The sequence below is a fragment of the Rhodococcus sp. NPDC057529 genome (assembly GCF_042802055.1).
GTDB lineage: Bacteria > Actinomycetota > Actinomycetes > Mycobacteriales > Mycobacteriaceae > Rhodococcus_F.
This window is the reverse complement of the sequence record NZ_JBHVEY010000006.1, coordinates 380,255-399,248: the sequence shown is the minus strand read 5'-3', so window position 1 is coordinate 399,248 and position 18,994 is coordinate 380,255. Positions and strand designations below refer to the sequence as shown.

Below are 18,994 nucleotides of genomic sequence, written 5' to 3'. Positions count from 1 at the left end.
TGTTCGACCGCATCGCGAAGCTGCCGATGCCCACCGTCGCCGCGGTCAGCGGATACGCGCTCGGCGGCGGCGCCGAACTGTCCTACGCCTGCGACATCCGCATCGCCACCGAGACCGCGGTCTTCGGGAACCCGGAGCCGGGCCTGGGCATCATGGCCGCGGCGGGCGCGAGTTACCGGCTGCCCGAACTGGTCGGCACGTCCGTCGCCAAGCAGGTCCTGCTCGGCGGAAGGAACCTCGACGCCGACGCGGCGCTGCGGCACGGACTCGTGATGGACGTCGTCCCCGCCGGCGAGCACCTCGACGCCGCCCACACGGTCATCGACCGCATCACCCGCTCGGCGCCGCTGGCCCTGAAGCTGACCAAGATCATCGTCGACGCACCGGGCTCGCACCCGTTCGCCGACGACATCGCCCAGGCGGTGCTGTTCGAGAGCCGCGACAAACACGACCGCATGACGGCCTTTCTGGAGAAGAAACGATGACGAGCACAGCACCGAAGAACGTCGGAGTGGTCGGCGGCGGCCGGATGGGCGCGGGCATCGCGCAGGTCTTCGCCACCGCCGGCGCCACCGTCACCATCGCCGAGAGCGGCGACCGGCAGGCCGCCCTGCAGCGGGTGTCCGACGGACTCGACCGGGCGCACGAACGCGGCAAGCTCGGTGACGCCGACCCCGCGACCATCCTCGGACGGGTGTCGACGGTGGAGGCGCCCGACGCACTCCCGCCCGCCCTCGATCTGGTGGTCGAGGCGGTGCCGGAACTGGTCGACCTCAAACTGTCGGTGCTGGCGCTGGTCGAGAAGACCGTCTCACCGGCCACCGTGATCGCCACCAACACCAGCTCGATCTCCATCGCCGAACTCGGCGGTGCGCTGAACGATCCGGCCCGCCTGATCGGGATGCACTTCTTCAACCCCGTCCCGGCGTCGACGCTCGTGGAGATCGTGCGGGCCCCCGCCACCGACGCCGGGGTGGTCGAGAAGGTCCGCGAGTGGGTGTCCCTGCTCGGCAAGACCGAGGTGCTGGTCAACGACTCCCCGGGCTTCGCGACCAGCCGGCTCGGGGTGTGCCTCGGACTCGAGGCCATCCGGATGCTCGAGGAGGGCGTCGCCGACGCCGAATCCATCGACCGGGCCATGGAACTGGGATACCGGCACCCGATGGGGCCGCTGCGGTCCACCGACCTCGTCGGCCTCGACGTCCGGCTCGCGATCGCCGAGCACCTCGCGACGACCCTCGGCGAGCGGTTCGCGCCGCCCGCCCTGCTCCGCGAGAAGGTCGCCCGCGGTGAACTCGGCCGCAAGACCGGCCACGGCTTCTACACCTGGTCCTGAGAGGCCACCCACCACAACCAGCAGGAGGCGCCCATCATGAGCACCACCGACACCGCAACAACAGACGTCCCGGTGGTGGCATCGGCCGTCGACGCAGGCCTGGCTACCATCACGCTGCAACGGCCCGCAGCATCCAACGCTCTCGACCAGGCAGCCAAACTCCAATTATTGACTGCCCTGCAGGCAGTGGCCGCCGACGACTCGGTGCGGGGTGTGCTCCTTGTCGCCGATGGAAAGAACTTCTGCGTCGGCCAGGATCTGGCCGAGCACGTAGCCGGCCTCGAGGCCGACCCCTTACATGCGATGGACACTGTCGGTGAGCACTACAACCCCCTGTTGACAGTGCTCTCTCGCATCCAGGTTCCTGTCGTTGTGGCCATCAATGGGGCTTGCGTCGGTGCCGGACTCGGAATCGCCCTTGCGGGCGATATCCGCGTCGCCGGCGAGGGCGCCAAGTTCGCCACCGCATTTGCCGGAATCGCGCTGGCGAGCGACTCAGGACTCAGCCATACCCTGGTCGCCGCCTTAGGCCCCAGCCGGGCCACCGGGCTGATGATGCTCGGCGACCGGTTCACCGCAGCGCAGGCGCTGGACTGGGGGCTGGTGCACCGCGTCGTGCCCGACGCCGAACTTCGGGACGCCGCGACTGCTCTGGCCCGTCAACTCGCCGACGGACCTACCGGTGCATACGCATTGGTGAAAGCGCTGGTCTCGGCATCCGCACCCGGGCTGGCCGAGGCTCTCGAACGCGAACGGGAGGCTCAGGAGGACCTTGGGAAATCGAGGGACCACCGTGCCGCTGTCGACGCCTTTCTGAACAAACAGACCCCCACCTTCGAAGGCCGCTGACCCCCGCCTCAGCACCTGCACAACCCGGGGAGCACCCCCTGGGCCGGGGCATACCGCCCCTCGGTGGCATTACCTGCAAGCCCAGCTCGAACCGCCAACCCCTCGGCTACGGAGGTTAGGACATATGACGTCGTCACACGCACCAGAAGAACTCGAGCACCTGTTCGATGACACCATCGCCGCCGACCAGAGGGTCGAGCCCCGGGACTGGATGCCCGACGGCTACCGCAAGACGCTGATCCGGCAGATCGCGCAGCACGCGCACTCGGAGATCATCGGCATGCAGCCGGAGGGCAACTGGCTCACCCGGGCGCCGTCGCTGCGTCGCAAGGCGATCCTCATGGCGAAGGTCCAGGACGAGGCCGGGCACGGCCTGTACCTGTACTCGGCCGCCGAGACGCTCGGAGCCGACCGCGCCGACCTCACCGAGAAGCTGATCGAGGGCAAGCAGAAGTACTCCTCGATCTTCAACTACCCCACGCTCACCTACGCCGACGTGGGAGTCATCGGCTGGCTCGTCGACGGCGCCGCGATCTGCAACCAGGTGCCGTTGTGCCGCAGCTCCTTCGGGCCGTACGCCCGCGCGATGATCCGAGTCTGCAAGGAGGAGTCGTTCCACCAGCGGCAGGGCTTCGAACTGCTGATGACGATGATGCGCGGCAGCGACGCCCAGCGGGAGATGGTGCAGGAGTCGGTGAACCGGTGGTGGTGGCCGGCGCTGATGATGTTCGGACCGCCGGACGACCAGTCGCCGAACTCCGAGCAGTCCATGAAGTGGCGCATCAAGCGGCACACCAACGACGAACTCCGTCAGCGGTTCGTCGACATGTCCATCCCGCAGGCCGAGGTCCTCGGCGTGACGTTCCCGGATCCGGACCTGAAGTGGAACGCCGAACGCGGCGCCCACGACTTCGGGGAACCCGACTGGAGCGAGTTCATGCAGGTGATCAAGGGCAACGGCGCCTCGAGCGTCGAACGCGTCGCCAACCGGCGGGCAGCACACGAGAACGGGGCGTGGGTGCGGGAGGCCGCAACGGCCTTCGCCCGCCGCGAGAGCAACAAGGAGAACGCATGATCCCCGAGGACTACACGGCAGAGGGCGGCCACGGTGCCATCCCCACCGCTGACGTACCCACCGAACCGGCGGCGCCGAACGTCCAGGCCGACTGGCCGCTGTACGAGGTGTTCCTGCGGGGCAAGCGCGGACTCAACCACGTCCACGTCGGATCCCTGCACGCCGCCGACGACGAGATGGCCGTCCGCCACGCGCGGGACGTCTACACCCGGCGCAACGAGGGTGTGAGCATCTGGGTGGTGCGGTCCAGTTCGATCGTGGCGTCCAGCCCGTCGGAGAAGGACCCGTACTTCGCGCCAAGCGGCGACAAGGTGTACCGGCACCCCACGTTCTACGAGATCCCCGACAACGTTCCCCACATGTGACCCGGCCCAGACTGTTTCGCAAGCCGACGAGAATTCCGAGGATGAATCGATGATCGATCACGACAACGCCTACGAAGGCCTCGTCGACGAGGACAGCCACGGCCAGTGGGCTTTCGGTACCAGTTTCGATGATCCGTTGGCAGGGGTGGACACCACCGTCCCCGACGATGTGGATCTGACGGCGCTGGCACATTACTGCCTGATGCTCGGCGACGACGCCCTGATCGGCTCGCAGCGGCTCGCCGAGTGGAGCACGCGCGCACCGGAACTCGAGGAGGAGGTCGCACTCGCGAACGTCGGCCTCGACCTGCTCGGTCAGGCCCGACTGCTGCTCGCCCGGGCGGCCGCCGCGGACGCGTCGGTGGTGCCGTTCATTTCGGACACGAGCCCGATTCCCGCCGAGGACGCGCTCGCGTTCTTCCGCGACGAGAACCAGTTCCGGAATGTGCGGCTGGCGGAGATCACCAACGGCGACTTCGCGCAGACCATCGTGCGGATGCTGGTGCTCTCGACCTGGCGGCTGGCGCTGTTCGACCGGCTGCGGGTCTCCCGAGACCCGGTGCTGGCGGCCGTCGCCGTCAAGGGTGTCAAGGAGCTGACCTACCACCGGGATTACGCGGCCCGCTGGGTGGTCACCCTCGGCTGCAGCACCGCGGAGTCGAAGCGGCGGATGAACGCGGCGTTGACGCAGGTGTGGCCGTACGTCGAGGAGTTGTTCGTGCCCACCGACGAGGAACTGGTGCTGGCGCAGGTCGGTGTCGGCGTCGACCCGCGGGACCTCCGCGCCGAGTTCGACTCCGTTCTCGAGCAGGTGCTGCACGCCGCCGAACTGACCGCCCCCACCGAGCACACCGTCGGCACCGTCGGCGGCCGGGCCGGACGCCGCGGCCTGCACACCGAGGCTCTCGGACTGCTTCTCGCCGAGATGCAGACCGTGGCTCGGGCCCATCCGGAAGGAGTGTGGTGACATGACCACCGCGGTGCGGCGGGAGGCGAGGCGGATCGCCGAGTCGGTGCTCGACCCCGAGATGCCGATGCTGACCCTTGCCGACCTGGGCGTGCTCCGCGACGTCGAGGAGCACGCCGACGGATCGGTGGTTGTCACCATCACCCCCACCTACTCCGGGTGCCCCGCCATGGCCACGATGCGCGACGACATCGAGCACAAACTCACCGACGCCGGGTACACGACGGTGCGGGTGAAGACGGTGCTGTCCCCGCCGTGGAGCACCGACTGGATCAGCGCCGACGGTGTGCGCAAGCTCCGCGAGCACGGATACTCCGCCCCGGGACCGGCTCCGGCCCGCACCACCGGGCCGGTGCCGCTGACGTTGACCGTCAAACCGCGGCCGGTGGTGTGCCCGGTGTGCTCATCCGCGAACACCCGGCTGGACTCCGAGTTCGGGGCGACCCTGTGCAAGGCCCTCTACCGGTGCCTGGATTGCCTCGAACCGTTCGATCACGTGAAGGAAATCTGATCATGACCACAGCGGTCTCCCCGAATTCCGGTGCGGCGGCCCGTAACCGGGCATTCCATACCCTCACCGTCGCCGACGCCGAAGCCCTGTGCGACGACGCCGTCGCCGTCACCTTCGACATCCCCGACCATTTGGATGAGGAGTTCGCGTTCGGCCCCGGCCAGTCGCTCACCCTGCGCCGCACCGTCGACGGCGTCGAGCACCGCCGCTCGTACTCCATCTGCGCCCCGGTCGGCTCGCCGCCCCGGGTCGGGGTGCGGGAAGTGTCCGACGGACTGTTCTCCACCTGGCTGGTCAACCAGGTCCGCCGCGGCGACACCATCGACGTGCAGGGCCCGACCGGAACGTTCGTCGCCGACCCCGCCGCCGGCGGCAGGCACGTCCTGATCGCCGCCGGCTCCGGCATCACCCCGATGCTCTCGATCGCCGGGTCGATGCTCGCCAACCCCGACGCCGAAGTCGTTCTCCTGTACGGCAACCGGCGCACCCGCTCGGTGATGTTCGCCGAGGAGATCGCCGACCTCAAGGACACGTACGGGTCGCGCTTCGACGTCGTCCACGTCCTGTCCCGCGAGCCGCGGGAGGTCGAACTGTTCACCGGCCGCCTCGACTCCGACCGGCTGCGCGCCCTGTTCACCTCCATCGTCCCGATCGCCGACATCGACCACTTCTGGCTCTGCGGGCCCTACGGCATGGTCACCGACGCCGAAACCGTGCTCGCCGACCTGGCCGTCGACAAGAGCCGCATCCACCACGAACTGTTCTACGTCGACGACGTGCCGCCACCACTGGAAACCCACCGCGAACCCGGCGTCACCGGACCGAGCAGCGAGGTCACCCTCATCCTCGACGGCCGCTCCACCACCGCCACGCTGCCGCGGGACCAGACGATCCTCGACGCCGCCGAAAACTACCGGTCCGACCTGCCGTTCGCCTGCAAGGGCGGCGTCTGCGGCACCTGCCGCGCCAAGATCACCTGTGGCGACGCCGACATGCGCCGCAACTACGCCCTCGAAGACTACGAGGTCGACGCCGGGTTCGTGCTGACCTGCCAGACCTACCCGGTCAGCGACGACGTGACCGTCGACTTCGACGCGTGACCCGATCGGACCACCCGCTTCCCACCCCCGATCCCGGCCCCTTTCGCCGCGACCATCCCACGGAGCTCTCATGACCAGCATCGCCACCCCCACCGACGACATCGAGTTCGCCACCCGCGACCGAATTGCCGCGCTGCAGCTCGAGCGGTTGCAGTGGACGCTCGCGCACGTCTACGAGAACGTGCCGCACTACCGGCAGGCGTTCGACGCGGCCGGTGTGCACCCGAGCGACCTGAAGGATCTGGCGGACCTGGCGAAGTTCCCGTTCACCGCGAAGGCGGACCTGCGCGAGAACTACCCGTTCGGGATGTTCGCGGTGCCGCAGGAGAAGATCTCCCGCATCCACGCCTCCTCCGGCACCACCGGCCGCCCCACCGTCGTCGGCTACACCACGAACGACCTCAACAACTGGGCCGATCTGGTCGCCCGCAGCCTGCGGGCCGGCGGCGTCAAGCCGTCCGACAAGGTGCACGTCGCGTACGGGTACGGCCTGTTCACCGGCGGCCTCGGCGCGCACTACGGCGCCGAACGACTCGGCTGCACCGTGATCCCGATGTCCGGGGGCATGACCGACCGGCAGATCCAGCTGATCGAGGACTTCGAACCGGACGCGATCCTGGTGACGCCGTCGTACATGCTCACGATCGTCGACGCGATGATCAAGAAGGGCATCGATCCGTCGACGACGTCGCTGCGGACCGGGGTGTTCGGGGCGGAGCCCTGGACCGAGGAGATGCGCAGCGAACTCGAGAAGCAGCTGAACATGGACGCCGTCGACATCTACGGACTGTCCGAGGTGATGGGCCCCGGAGTGGCGATGGAATGCGTCGAGACCAAGGACGGCCTGCACATCTGGGAAGATCACTTCTACCCGGAGATCATCGACCCGGTCACCGGCGACGTCCTCCCCGACGGCGAAGAAGGCGAACTGGTCTTCACCTCCCTGACCAAGGAGGCCTTCCCGATCATCCGCTACCGCACCCGCGACCTGACCCGCCTGCTCCCCGGCACCGCCCGCACCATGCGACGCATGCAGAAGGTCACCGGCCGCACCGACGACATGATCATCCTGCGCGGGGTGAACCTGTTCCCCACCCAGATCGAGGAACTGATCCTGGCGGTACCGGCACTGGCCCCCCAATTCCAGTGCATCCTCGACCGTCCCGGCCGCATGGACGAACTCACCGTCCGTGTCGAAGCCCGTCCCGAGGCCACCGGAAACGAGCACACCATCGCCGCTGGTGCACTGCAGAAACTGGTGAAGAACCGCATCGGCGTCAGCGTCAAAATCGACGTTGTCGCCCCCGGCGCCCTCGAACGCTCCGTCGGCAAGGCACGGCGACTGATCGACAACCGAACCGCCCTGTGAGATGACCCCCGTGCTTCTGGCCGACAACGCCGAGGCGGCGTGTACACACACGCCGTTCGATCCATGGCAACACGCCGTCTCGGAAGCATTCGTCCCACTCGAAGTGAAGAGAGTCGCCACCGCCGACGCCACACCGTTCCGCGGTACCCTGCACACCACCTCGCTGGGCAAACTTCAGTTCAGCGAGGTGGCAGGACGGCAAGTCCACGTCCGACGCACACCGCGGACGATCAAACGGTCCGACCCCGGCATGATCAAAGTCGGACTCCAACGTGCAGGCACCGGGATACTCACCCAGAACGATCGCGAAACTCTGCTCACACCCGGAGATTTCGCGATCTACGACACGAGTTTTCCCTACGACCTGCACTTCACCGGTGACTTCGACATGCTCGTGCTGATGTTTCCCCGGAATCTGTTCCGTTTCGGAACCATCGATTTGCAGACCATGGCGGCTCGCCGGATCCGTAGTAACGGCGGGGTAGGAACACTTGTTTCCCCGTTTCTGCGAAACCTCCACGGGACTGCGATGACCAATACCGTCACCCCGTCCCAAGACCTGGAAGACGGCGTCATCAACCTGCTCGAATCCGCCCTCCATACAGAAATGCCCACCTCCACAACGACGGCGACAGCGCCGATTCTGCTCACACAGGCGAAAGGATTCATCGAAACGCACCTCGGCGACATCGCGCTGGACACCACCATGGTGGCAACCCGCCACCACGTTTCTACCCGCCACCTACAGAAAACCTTCGAAGAAGACGGCGCTACGGTAGCCGGATGGATTCGCACCAGACGACTCGAAAAATGTCGCCGTGACTTAGCCGATCCGGCGCTGCGATCCGTGAATATCGCTGCTATCTGCGCACGGTACGGACTCGTCAACTCCTCGCACTTCTCCAAGCTGTTCAAGGAAACCTATGGAATGTCGCCGCGCGCATTCCGCGACCACAGTCATCAACTGATCGGATGACGACCGCGCCTACAACCCGACGGGCAATTGGTACGCCGCCCGTCGCGTATCGAACAGAAAGACCACGTCTGGTGAAAACGGCAACCACAACAGCGGAGTCAGCCGATGCACGGGCGACCGAGCGAGTAGCGCGACGCATCACAAGGGTGTCGTCCGTGACAAGCGCTGATATCACCCGGATGGCGATCCTTCATCAGGCGGCGTCGAGCTTCGGGCAACATGGCTATTGCGGCTCCGACCTCAGCCACCTCACTCACGACACACAGCTCGCGGAAGGAACCGGAGGCTCTCGATCCAAGAGTGATCTCGCGCGGGCCGTGATCGACGAGGGGTTCGTTCGTCTCGCCGTTGCCGGCGCCCGACTCGTCAACCGACGGACGCCGGCACTCGAATCGTTGATCGACGTCGCGCATCTCATGGTCGATCCGTCGCAACACGACCCCCTGGTAGGTGCTGCACACCGGCTTCTCAGAGAAGTGGGCGACCAACTCGGCTCCACGCCGGCGGTCTTCGACTCGTGGCGAACGAATTACCGGAATTTGCTTCACCGTGGCATCGCGGAGGAGGACGTGCGACCGGACATCGACACAGACGAGACCGCGCAGCTGCTCTTGTACCTCATCTACGGCGGCTACCTGGTCAGTGCCGCCACCTCACATCCCAGCGAACTGAAACGACAACTCACACTGACGTGGAAAACATTGCTGCCCATGATCGTCATCGACGCACAGCAGGAATACTTCCGCGAATTCACGGCCCGCAGACTGACCGCGATCGGCTCACGCTCAAACACGCCCACGGGCACCCGACAGGGTAAGCGAACCGGCGCGAGTAGCGGACCTACATGAATCGACGCCACACAACCCCGTCCCCACGGTTCGAACCCATGTAACGTGCCATGACAATTGGAATCCCTATGCCCACAATGTTCATCTACGCCCTCATCGCACTCTTCAGCACCGTGAAAGGCCGGCGATGTATAACGCCGCTAGCCCTGATACAACAAATCGTGTACATGCGGGCCACCACATCGCAGTGGGCGATCAAGGCATACTCAGATTCCGAGCATCCCGAACACCTGAGTAATAGTCCGACGTCGGCTAGCCTTGCCGTCTGGCAAGAACCGTCGCATCCGATGCCATAAGCGCGGAGAACACCATGACCTGTACAACCCCGATCGCCGGCACCTACTCCACCGGACGAATCGGCCGCCGCATGAAAAGCGTGGCCGACAACAGACCGCTGCCCTTGTAGGGCGTTATCCCATGAGGTCGGCTTCAGGCCTGGCTGCTGGGCGACCGTTGGATCGAGGACTACCAGACATACGGTTGATCCGGATCTGGCGTCCGAACGCCCCACTGCTGCAGAACGTGCTCCCGCCAACTCGCCGATGCACCGCTGGGTTTACTGCCCAGCCTTATTGATCGCCGTCACCTCGCTGGATGCGCTGGCGGTAGCTTTCAGCCGTCCGCGTCGTCGCTGGGGGTGTTCGGCGTGCTCTCGAGTAGTCGTTCGAGGTAGTTGAGGTCCTGCCGGAGCAGTGCGATGGCCCGTGCGGGTCCTTCGAGTCCGGTCGGGGTGGACTCCTCGTGGACGACGGCGCGCAGTGCCATGTCCGCGAGTTGAGCGGCGACGGCGCGGCCGTCGTCCTTTTTTCCGGGCTGGTGCCACCAGGCGATCCAGTTGAGCATGCCGATGATGCCGAGTGCCGACGTCCGCGGATCGGCGGGACGCATCTCGCCGGCTTTGATGCCGTCTTCGATGACGGTGATGAATTCCTTCAGCACGTGCCGGCGGCTCTGCTGGTACCTGCGCGCGATGTCGTCCGGAAGTTCCGCTTCGGATCGGATGATCAGCCTGAACCGGTCGGGGTTCTCGCCTTGGTGCATGGCGATGGCGACCGCCATTTCGCGCAGTTTCTCGGTGGGGCCGAGTTCGGTGCGCTCGTTGATCTCGTGCAGCAGGGCGGCGGGAGTTTCGGTGCTCTCGCTGACGAGCCGTGAGAGCAGTTCGTCCTTGTTGGCCACGTAGTGATAGAGGGCGGGCCGGGTCAGACCGGTGGCGTCGGCGATGTCCTGCAGGGTGGTGCTGGCGAATCCCCGCTCGGCGAACAGCCGGGTGGCCTGCTCCATGATCTGCTTCTCGACCAGCTCGCGGCGGGGATTGCGACCGGCCGCGCTGTCCTCGGAGGGCTGCGCTGCCGGGCCGGCCGTTGCCTTGCCGCGGCCTCGCCGGCTGGGCGTGGCCTGCTCACGTGTCATGCCCGAAGGATAGTGGGAGCCGGATGCGGTCCGCGCAGTCATGCCGGTGCCCGGGTGCCGGACATGACCGGCTCGGGTTCCGCGGACGCCGGTGCGGTGAAGAACGCGAGGTGCGCTCGTGCGCTCGCCAGACCGGCCGCCACATCGGCACGGTGTGTCGTGGGGGCCTCGACGACGACGGTCGCCGAAGTGGCCCGGAGTAGACGTTCCGCGAGGTCGAGGCGGTTCAGCACGGCGGCGCGGGTGTCCGGTCCGGTGAGCCAGAGGGTCCCCGCCTGCGGTGCGTTGTCGACGACGGTGTCGGCCCCTGCGTCCCAGGCGGAGGCCGACACGACGTCGATTTTCGCCGTCGTGGGTGCGTCGCGCAGGTCTGCCGGCGCGATCCGGGTGGCGAAGTCCGCACCGTGGTGGGCCAGTGGTTGCGAGAGGATCCAGTCCGTGATGTCGGCGGGGGATACGGTGTCGGCGGGCCGGCTCGCGTAACTCGCGAGGCCCTGGGACACGACGGTCGGCGCCGACTCGGCGAACCGGTCCAGACCGACCTTTCCCGCCCGGGTCATGTACGCGATCATCAGCTGGTCGACGGGCAGGTCCATGCGCTGCGGGAACGATTCCCACCAGAGTTCGCTGCGGTGGGCGATCTGCTGGAGGTGTTCGACCGCGGGGCGGCGGATCCGCTCGTATTCGGTGAGGGCATCGTCGAGGTTCGCCGCGCTCGTCAGGGCGTGGTCGAGCGCGATGGCGTCCTCCATCGCGAGTTTGGTGCCGGATCCGATCGAGTAGTGCGCGGTATGGGCGGCGTCGCCGAGGAGCACGACGTTGCCGCTGTGCCAGCGTCTGCAGCCGACGGTGCGGAACCGCATCCACTTCGTGCGGTTTCCGATGAGCCGATGATGCTGCAGGGTTTCCGCGAACGCGCCCTGGAGGTACTGCAATGAGACCTCGTCGCTGTCCTGGGGTGCGGTGCGATCGGTGGACGCGTCGAATCCGGCACGCCGCCAGGTGGCTTCATCGGTTTCGATGAGGAAGGTGCTGCGATCCGCTGCGTACGGGTAGGCGTGGGCGACGAACGTGCCGTGTTCGGTGGTGACCGGGACGAAGATGGCGCTGGGGAGTGCGAAGTCGGTTCCGCACCACAGATACAGTCCGGCACCGGTGTCGATTCGCGGTTCGAACTCGTCGGCGAGCTGCGTGCGGGTGGCACTGTTGATCCCGTCCGCCGCGATGACGAGGTCGGCGTCGAGGTCCGCGGCCTCGCACCGTTCGCCGAAGCGCAGGTGCACGCCGGCGTCCTGGGCGTGCTGTTGCAGCACCGCGAGCAACGTCGTGCGTGCGATCGCGAGGAGATCGCCGTGCGCGAGCCGGGCGACCTCGCTTCCGACCTGCATCGACATCTCGTGCGGGTGAGCGGCGGCCACGATCGCGTCCAGCGACGCGGCGTCGGCGTCGCGGAGGTTGCGCTGTGTTCGGGAAGCCAGTCCGACACCGAATCCGAATGTCGTGTCCGGGGAACTCTGTTCGTAGACGGTCACTTCGGCGTGCGGGTGGCTTCGCTTGAGCAGTCTCGCGGCGTAGAGACCGCCGGGGCCGCCGCCGATCACTGCGACTCGCTCGAGGTTCATGGGCTGACTCCAGTCTGTGTGACGTTTGTGTTGATTATTCTACGTATGGGTCGGTTGGTCAATCCGGCAGCGAAGAAGGGAGTGAACGACTTTCGGGGCACGCCTCTGCAGGCATGCCCCGAAAGTGGTGATCCCCAGTCGATTCGTGATGCGGGCCCTACACGACCACGCGGGGCGCGTCCGCCTCGGCGAGGAGTTTCGCCGCGATCTCGGCCCGCAACCGCTTCTTGTCGATCTTGTTCACGTTCGTGTGGGGCAGAGACGACACCCACTCGAGTCGTTCCGGCCACTTGAATTTGGCGACGCCGAGTTTCGCGAGGTGCTCCTGAATCTCGCTGAGCGGCAGATCTTCACCGTCCCTGGCGACCAGATATGCACACGTCTTCTCCCCGAGGCGGGGATCGGGCATGGCGACGACCGCGACATCCGCGATGCCGGAATGCTCGAGAAGGAGTAGTTCGAGTTCCTCGGCGTTGACCTTCTCACCGCCCCGGTTGATGAGGTCCTTGATGCGGCCCTCGATCGACAGATAGCGCCGGCCGTCGATGACGGTGATCGCGGCGAGGTCTCCGGTGCGGTAGAAGCCGTCGGGAGTGAAGGCGGCCGCGTTGTGGTCGGCCGCGTCGAAATAACCGGGAATGGTGTACGGGCCACGGCAACACAATTCACCCACTTCACCGTCGGCGAGTTCGCGCTCGCCGCCGGGTTCGAGGATGCGAATTTCGTCGTCGGAGGCGATCGGTGTGCCCACCGTGGTCAGGCGGGCCCGCGCGGGCGAGTCGAGCGGGGTCACCGTGAACAGTCCCTCGGACATCCCGAACAGCTGCCCCGCCCAGTGGCCGGCCCCGTCGTCGACGCGGTCGAACAATTCGGCGGGGACCTTGGCACCGGACAGGACGACGCGACGCAGCGTCTCCCGCGCCTTGTCGAAGTCCGGGTCCAGCACCGCCTGGTAGTGGCCGTGTCCGATGAGGACTTCGGTCGCCTGCGCCTTCGCCATCAACTCGAAGGCAGTCGGCGCATCGGCGGTGGCCAGCACCAGGCACGCGCCGACCGAGTGCGCCGCGTGCAGCCCACACGAGATTCCGGCGTTGTGGATGATCGGAATCAGGTGCGCCACCCGGCTGTCCTGGTCCCACCCGAGGCGCTGCGCGTACATCCGGGCGTTGTTCCAGTACTCGGCGTGGATCCGTGGAATGACCTTGGGGACACCGGTGGTGCCGCCGGACAGCTGGAACGCGGCGACGTCGAGCGGATCGGTGTGCGCCTCGATCTCCTCGACGGCGGCCCGGGCCGCATCGGGATCGGTGCCGGCCCCGAGATCCTCGAGTCGAATCATGTCCGGCCCGCCGGTGCCCGCCCCGTCTCCGACGGTGATGACGTGCCGGATGCTGGGGTGGCCGTCGGCGTGCTCGCGGGCGAATTCGACGAGGTCGAACGTGGGCAGTCCGGCCTCGACGAGGTGGGCGACGGCGCCGACCGTGCGGCTGACGTGCCCGATCTCGTGCATGCGGTGCGCGGCCAGAGTGGCCACCGGGACCAGCCCGGCCTTGATGCATCCGTACCACGCGAGGACCGTCTCGAGCCGGTTGGTCAGCTGAAAGATCACCGGATCCAGTCGGCGGAGTCCGAGCCCGATCAGTCCGGCCGCGATCTCGTCGGTGCGCCCGTCCAGCTCGGCGAAGCTCATCGAGCCCTCCGCGCTGATCACCGCAGGCCGATCCGGGAACCGGATGGCGACCTGATGCAGCCGCCGCCCGGTGGGGTCGTCGCTCCACGCCCCGCTGTCGCGATAGCGGGCGGCCCGGTCGTCGGGGAACGTGACGAGGCGTCCGCCCCAGTCCGAGAATGTCACCGCTGTCCTCCTTCCCTCCATTGTGCGATTACCCGGACCGTCACCGCTCCGCCACCGCGGGCAGGAGCCGGGCCACATCGAGGGCGTGATCGGGGTGATCGGCAGGCACGATGCCGGAGTAGACGGCGGTCCAGCAACCGGGGCAGCACAACTGCCGGAAAACGACGGGGGTGTCCACGTACTCTGCCGGATCGGACGTGACCTGCGGCCCCGCCGTCGACGACGGGCCCTCGAACCGGGCCAGATCGAGGGAGGTGCTGTTCTTCTCGTCGCCGAGGAGGCGTCCGCACTGGGCGCATGCGATCACCCGGGTGTCGCCGACGGTGACCTCGGCCAGGTTGTCGTCGAGCCTGCGCGCCCCGGCGAGGTCGACCACGGGGGCGTCCGGCAGGGTTCCTCCGGAGCGATCCCGGCGCTCCGTGCGCATCGCGTCCCGCCGATCCGAGGTCCGGATCTCATCGGCGTCGCCGTCGGCGAGGACGACCCCGTAGACGGTCTCGGCACCGTGCTCGGTGACCTTGCCCTCGCGGACGTCGGCGGCCACCGCGGCCGGATCGCGCAGCAGGGGGTCACCGTATCCGCCGCCGCCCTGCCAGTGCATGTAGAGCACTTCGCCTGGGGCGACATAGCTTTCGGCGTAGCAGGCGCCGAATTCGCGACCGCCGCCGAGGTCGTCCAGCGAGCCCGGGATGCGGCCCGAAGCGAGCTGCTCGACCACGCCGGTGTCGCGGGCGAGGACTTCCACCCCGGTGTTGCCGGGGTAACCGCCTGCGAGGCCGTTGTTCTGCGCGACGGCCTTGCCCGCGGACGCCAGGACCAATCCCATCGGCAGGCTGGTGCCGTACGGGGTGACGGCGATCGAGGCGCTGACCCCGCCGCGCTGGCGTCCCGGCCCGCCGGAGTCGGGTTCCTCCCGTCGCCACAGCGTCAGCAGCGGGTAGAGGAATTCGGTCATCTCGGTGTCCGGGATCCGACCCATCGGGATACAGAACAGGCCACCGGTGTCCATGCCGTCGGCGGTCGGGCGGGCGCCGTACCCACCGGACATGGGTTCCATCATGATGTTCAGGAACGGCACCGACTGCTCGGGCCGCTCGTCGAGACCGGCGATCACCGCGGTGTCCCACGTGCCGCAGCACGCGGCCTGAACGCTCTTGCCGAGATCGACGGAACGGTCGAGCATCTGGGACAGGCATTCGGCGATCAGCGTCCCGGTCAGCCAGGCCGGTCCGATCGGTCCGCGGCTGACCGCGGCGGGGAACGTGGCGTTGTTGATCGTGCCCTCCTCGGAGACCAGATCGAAGCAGCGCATCAGCCCGCCGGCGGACCACGGGATGTCCCCCGCGAGGATCGGCAGGAGCGCGAGCATCACGCCGCCGCGCATGCCGGCGTACGTGCAGTTGATGACACCGGTCTGCGGATCGGTGCCGGTGAAATCGAAGGTGAGATGGTCCGCGGTCTTCGTCATCGCCACGGTGATCTTGTGGATTCCGCGGTCGCCGGTGTGGGACTGGTCCTGGTAGCCGGTGGCCTTCCACGTGCCGTCCGGCAACGACCCGAGCTTGCCGCGCAGGCGCCCCTCGGCGTCCGCCATCATCCGCTTCATCACGGCCTTGACGGTGTCGGCGCCGTACTGCTCGATCACCGCGAGCAGACGGTTGCGGCCGACGGTGTTGGCGCCGATCTTCGCGCGCAGGTCGAGCCCGACGAGCATCGGCACCCGCGACCGCCGCACCCAGGCGTCGGCGACGTCGCGCTGCAGTTCGTAGTCGCGGACCACCTTGATCGGCGGGGTGGGCAACGACTCGGAGAAGACGTCCTTCGCCGACGGGTCGAACGACCCGAGCCCGGACCCGCCGAGGTCGGGTTCGTGGCAGATGGCGCTGGTCCACCCGAACAGTTTGCCGTCGTAGAAGACCGGCTGGTAGACGATCACGTCGCTCTGGTGCAGGCCGCCCCCGACCCAGGGGTCGTTGCACAGGAACATGTCGCCCTCGGTGATGCCCGGGTTGGTGGCGCGGTGCCGGAGGGTCCAGTAGATGGCGAGGTCGACGGCGCCGACGAGCATCGTGTTGTACAGGCCGACCTGGACTTCCTGGCCGATTTCGTCGCTGATCGCGAAGTCGAAGTCGTTCGCGTCGGTGACGATGGGGGAGCCGGACATCCGTTTGAGGGCCTCGCCCATCTCGTCGGTGACCGACCACAGCCGGTGCCGGATGACCTCGTAGGTCAGCGGGTCGAGTTCGTCGATCTGTTCCTGGGTGACGCTGTGGACGGGCAGCGACGGCGGCAGTGAGCGTGAGAGTTCGTCGGGGTCGATCGGTCGGCTCGAGAAAATTTCGGCGCCGGGGATTTGCATGGTCATCTTCGGGTGCTCCTACTGGGCGACGATGTTGAGGTTGCCGAGGCGGTCGACGGTGCCGGTGGTCTCGTGCGGGACGACGACCGTCGTGGTGGGGACCTCGACGATCGCGGGGCCCTGGAGGACGTGTCCGGCGAGCAGTGTGCTGTAGTCGTAGACGTCGGTGTCGGTGTAGCCGATCCGCCCGTCCAGGCACACCTTGCGGGTGCCGATCTTCGCAGCGGACGCGTCAGCCGAGTCCGCAGATTTCAGTTCGGGCAGGGTGGGGGAGAACGGCAGGACGCCGGTGACGCGCACCCGGTAGGTGATCGCCTGGATCCCGGCCTCCCGGAATCCGCTGTCCTGTCCGTAGAGTTCGGCGTAGCGCTGCTCGAACAGGTCCGACGCCCGGGCGACTCCCTCGGCGTCGAGGCTTCCGGCCGGGACCGGTGTCGCCACCTCCGCCAGCTGCATGGTGTAGCGCATGTCGATCTCCCGTTCGACCTCCACGCCGGTGAACTTCAGCCCCTGCCGGTCGAGCGCTGCCCGGACCTGTTGCTCGAGTTGGTCGAAGTTGCGTTCGGCCCGGACGGGATCGAGTGGCATAGCGGCCGGGTCCGACAGCTCGGCGGCGAGCACGATGTTGGACGACGCCAGACCGTAGGCGGAGAACGCGGAGGCCACCTGGCCGAGTGGGACGACGACCTCGCGGACCCCGACCTCGCGGGCGTAGGCGGCGCAGTGCGCTGGGCCGGCACCGCCGAACGCGTAGAGCACGAAGTCGCGAGGATCGTGTCCGGCCTCGACCACGGTCTTGCGGAGCAGGTCACCGGTCTGGGCGTTCTGCACCGCGTAGATCGCGGCGGCGGCGTCCTCGATCGACAGTCCGAGGGGTTCGGCGATCCTGGTGCGGATCGCCTCCCGTGCGAGTTCCTTGTCGAGTGGTTTGCGGCCGCCGAGAAGGCCGCGTTCGGGCAGGATCCCGAGCACGAGATTCGCGTCGGCGTTGGTGGGTTCGGTGCCGCCCTGCCCGTAGCAGGCAGGCCCGGGCACGGCCTGCGCGCTGTGCGGGCCGATCTGCAGGTTGCCGCCCTGGTCGACCCAGGCGATCGCGCCGCCGCCGGATCCGATGGCGTGCACCTCGAGGGTGGGGACGTTGATCGGGTGATGATTGATGATCGTGCTGGACGCGCGCACGGGCTCACCGTCGACGACGAGTCCGACGAGGAAGGTGGTGCCGCCGACGTCGGTGGCGATGATGTTGCGGTGCCCGAGTTGGGTGCCGAGCGACACCGCTCCGACGACGCCGCCGGTGAGCACCGATCCGACGGTGCTGATCGCGTTCTTCGGCGCCTCGGCGGCCGCGACGGCACCGCCGTTGCTCTGCATCACCAGCAGCGGTCCGGCGAGCTTCCGGTCACGCAGCTTCGACTCGAGTTCGCCGAGGTAGTCCCGCAGCCCGGGGCCGATCTGGGTGCTCATGATGGTCGTGGCGTTGCGGGCGAACTCGCGGATACGCGGGCTGACCTCACTCGACAGGGACACGAACATCGTCGGGTCGATCTCGTGGACGAGTTCGCGGATCCGCTGCTCGTGCGCCGGGTTGCGGAACGACCAGAGCAGCGAGACGGCGATGCCCGACACCCCGTCGTCGACGAGGGCGTGAATCGCCTCGCGGGCGGAATCCTCGTCCAGTGCCACGACGACGTTGCCGTCGCGGTCCAGCCGCTCCGTCACCTCGAGGGCATGCTTCTTCGGTACCAGCCCGTGAGACTTGCTCTGCCCCATCACGTTCTGCAGCTGCTCCGGTGAGCTGCCCAGATACCGGCCCTCGACGTTCATGATGTAGATCGAGTCGCGGTGCCCCTTGGTGGTGAGGAACCCGACCGGCGGCACGTTCCCCATGACCAGGGCGTTGAGCGAGGACGTGGTGCCGTGCGCGATGTGGTGTGTGTTCGCCAGCATCTCCTCGACCGGACACCCCAGTTGCTCGGCGAGCACGTCGAGGACGTCGATCACGCCCTGCGAATAGTCCGGCGGGGTCGAGGGAGCCTTCGCGGCGAGAACTGTGCCGGCATTGTCGTCCAATACCGCATCCGTGAACGTGCCACCGACGTCCACTCCGATCACATATGCCATTACCTCTGCGCTCCTTCGAAATGAGGTGGAAGTTCTCGACCGGTGCGAGGTCGTCCTCCAACACCGTCTTACGTCAATGTCGAGTATTCGACGTGTCTGATGACATGTCAAGAGCGGACTGTGAGGGCAGTCACGCCCGGGGCGCCGTTTACCGGCCCGGACGTGGGGGCTTGACGAATCTTCGCGAACGTCGAATACTCGGCATGAGCGTAAATCAACACATGCCGG

Annotated in this window: 16 protein-coding genes; 11 read left to right on the top strand and 5 right to left on the bottom strand. The window is 67.2% G+C overall.

Annotated elements, in window-relative coordinates:
- The 11 genes from ACFU5V_RS14915 to ACFU5V_RS14865 all read left to right on the top strand — a co-directional run.
- A partial coding sequence (locus ACFU5V_RS14915; protein ID WP_378700164.1) for an enoyl-CoA hydratase/isomerase family protein occupies window positions 1-485 on the top strand: 485 nt, incomplete at its 5' end.
- On the top strand, window positions 482-1,336 hold the full coding sequence (locus ACFU5V_RS14910) for a 3-hydroxyacyl-CoA dehydrogenase family protein (RefSeq protein WP_378700162.1): 855 nt from the start codon (window positions 482-484) through the stop codon (window positions 1,334-1,336). The genes ACFU5V_RS14915 and ACFU5V_RS14910, both read left to right, overlap by 4 nt.
- A gap of 36 nt (window positions 1,337-1,372) precedes the next feature.
- Window positions 1,373-2,185 carry an enoyl-CoA hydratase/isomerase family protein gene (locus ACFU5V_RS14905; RefSeq protein ID WP_378700160.1) on the top strand — a complete coding sequence of 271 codons (813 nt, stop codon included), beginning with the start codon at window positions 1,373-1,375 and terminating at the stop codon, window positions 2,183-2,185.
- Window positions 2,186-2,309: 124 nt separating this feature from the next.
- The gene (gene paaA, locus ACFU5V_RS14900) at window positions 2,310-3,260 is read left to right on the top strand and encodes a 1,2-phenylacetyl-CoA epoxidase subunit PaaA (protein ID WP_378700158.1); all 951 of its coding nucleotides are present in this window, start codon (window positions 2,310-2,312) and stop codon (window positions 3,258-3,260) included.
- Window positions 3,257-3,625: a 1,2-phenylacetyl-CoA epoxidase subunit PaaB gene (paaB, locus tag ACFU5V_RS14895; RefSeq protein WP_378700156.1), complete on the top strand. Its 369-nt coding sequence runs from the start codon at window positions 3,257-3,259 to the stop codon at window positions 3,623-3,625. Before paaA ends, paaB begins: the two co-directional genes overlap by 4 nt.
- A gap of 49 nt (window positions 3,626-3,674) precedes the next feature.
- Complete coding sequence (paaC, locus tag ACFU5V_RS14890) at window positions 3,675-4,592, top strand: 1,2-phenylacetyl-CoA epoxidase subunit PaaC (protein WP_378700154.1); 918 nt, start codon at window positions 3,675-3,677, stop codon at window positions 4,590-4,592.
- A 1-nt stretch (window position 4,593) separates the two neighbouring features.
- Window positions 4,594-5,103, top strand: coding sequence for a 1,2-phenylacetyl-CoA epoxidase subunit PaaD (gene paaD / locus ACFU5V_RS14885; protein WP_378700152.1), 510 nt, complete (start codon window positions 4,594-4,596; stop codon window positions 5,101-5,103).
- Between the two features lie 2 nt (window positions 5,104-5,105).
- The gene (gene paaE, locus ACFU5V_RS14880; RefSeq protein ID WP_378700150.1) at window positions 5,106-6,203 is read left to right on the top strand and encodes a 1,2-phenylacetyl-CoA epoxidase subunit PaaE; all 1,098 of its coding nucleotides are present in this window, start codon (window positions 5,106-5,108) and stop codon (window positions 6,201-6,203) included.
- A gap of 70 nt (window positions 6,204-6,273) precedes the next feature.
- Window positions 6,274-7,572 carry a phenylacetate--CoA ligase PaaK gene (paaK, locus tag ACFU5V_RS14875; protein ID WP_378700148.1) on the top strand — a complete coding sequence of 433 codons (1,299 nt, stop codon included), beginning with the start codon at window positions 6,274-6,276 and terminating at the stop codon, window positions 7,570-7,572.
- A 16-nt stretch (window positions 7,573-7,588) separates the two neighbouring features.
- Window positions 7,589-8,548, top strand: a complete 960-nt coding sequence (locus ACFU5V_RS14870) for a helix-turn-helix domain-containing protein (RefSeq protein WP_378700178.1) — start codon at window positions 7,589-7,591, stop codon at window positions 8,546-8,548.
- Window positions 8,545-9,396: a TetR/AcrR family transcriptional regulator gene (locus ACFU5V_RS14865; RefSeq protein ID WP_378700146.1), complete on the top strand. Its 852-nt coding sequence runs from the start codon at window positions 8,545-8,547 to the stop codon at window positions 9,394-9,396. The genes ACFU5V_RS14870 and ACFU5V_RS14865 overlap by 4 nt, the downstream gene beginning before the upstream one ends.
- A gap of 612 nt (window positions 9,397-10,008) precedes the next feature.
- Here ACFU5V_RS14865 and ACFU5V_RS14860 read toward each other — a convergent pair.
- From ACFU5V_RS14860 to ACFU5V_RS14840, 5 genes are all read right to left on the bottom strand, one after another.
- Window positions 10,009-10,809, bottom strand: coding sequence for a TetR/AcrR family transcriptional regulator (locus ACFU5V_RS14860; protein ID WP_378700144.1), 801 nt, complete (start codon window positions 10,807-10,809; stop codon window positions 10,009-10,011).
- A gap of 38 nt (window positions 10,810-10,847) precedes the next feature.
- The gene (locus ACFU5V_RS14855; protein WP_378700142.1) at window positions 10,848-12,431 is read right to left on the bottom strand and encodes an FAD-dependent monooxygenase; all 1,584 of its coding nucleotides are present in this window, start codon (window positions 12,429-12,431) and stop codon (window positions 10,848-10,850) included.
- 157 nt (window positions 12,432-12,588) lie between these two features.
- Window positions 12,589-14,286 (bottom strand): (2,3-dihydroxybenzoyl)adenylate synthase, encoded by a 1,698-nt coding sequence (locus ACFU5V_RS14850; protein WP_378700140.1) that lies wholly within the window; start codon window positions 14,284-14,286, stop codon window positions 12,589-12,591.
- A 40-nt stretch (window positions 14,287-14,326) separates the two neighbouring features.
- Window positions 14,327-16,651, bottom strand: a complete 2,325-nt coding sequence (locus tag ACFU5V_RS14845) for a hydantoinase B/oxoprolinase family protein (RefSeq protein WP_378700138.1) — start codon at window positions 16,649-16,651, stop codon at window positions 14,327-14,329.
- A 12-nt stretch (window positions 16,652-16,663) separates the two neighbouring features.
- Window positions 16,664-18,766 carry a hydantoinase/oxoprolinase family protein gene (locus ACFU5V_RS14840; protein WP_124392401.1) on the bottom strand — a complete coding sequence of 701 codons (2,103 nt, stop codon included), beginning with the start codon at window positions 18,764-18,766 and terminating at the stop codon, window positions 16,664-16,666.
- Window positions 18,767-18,994: the final 228 nt, after the last annotated feature.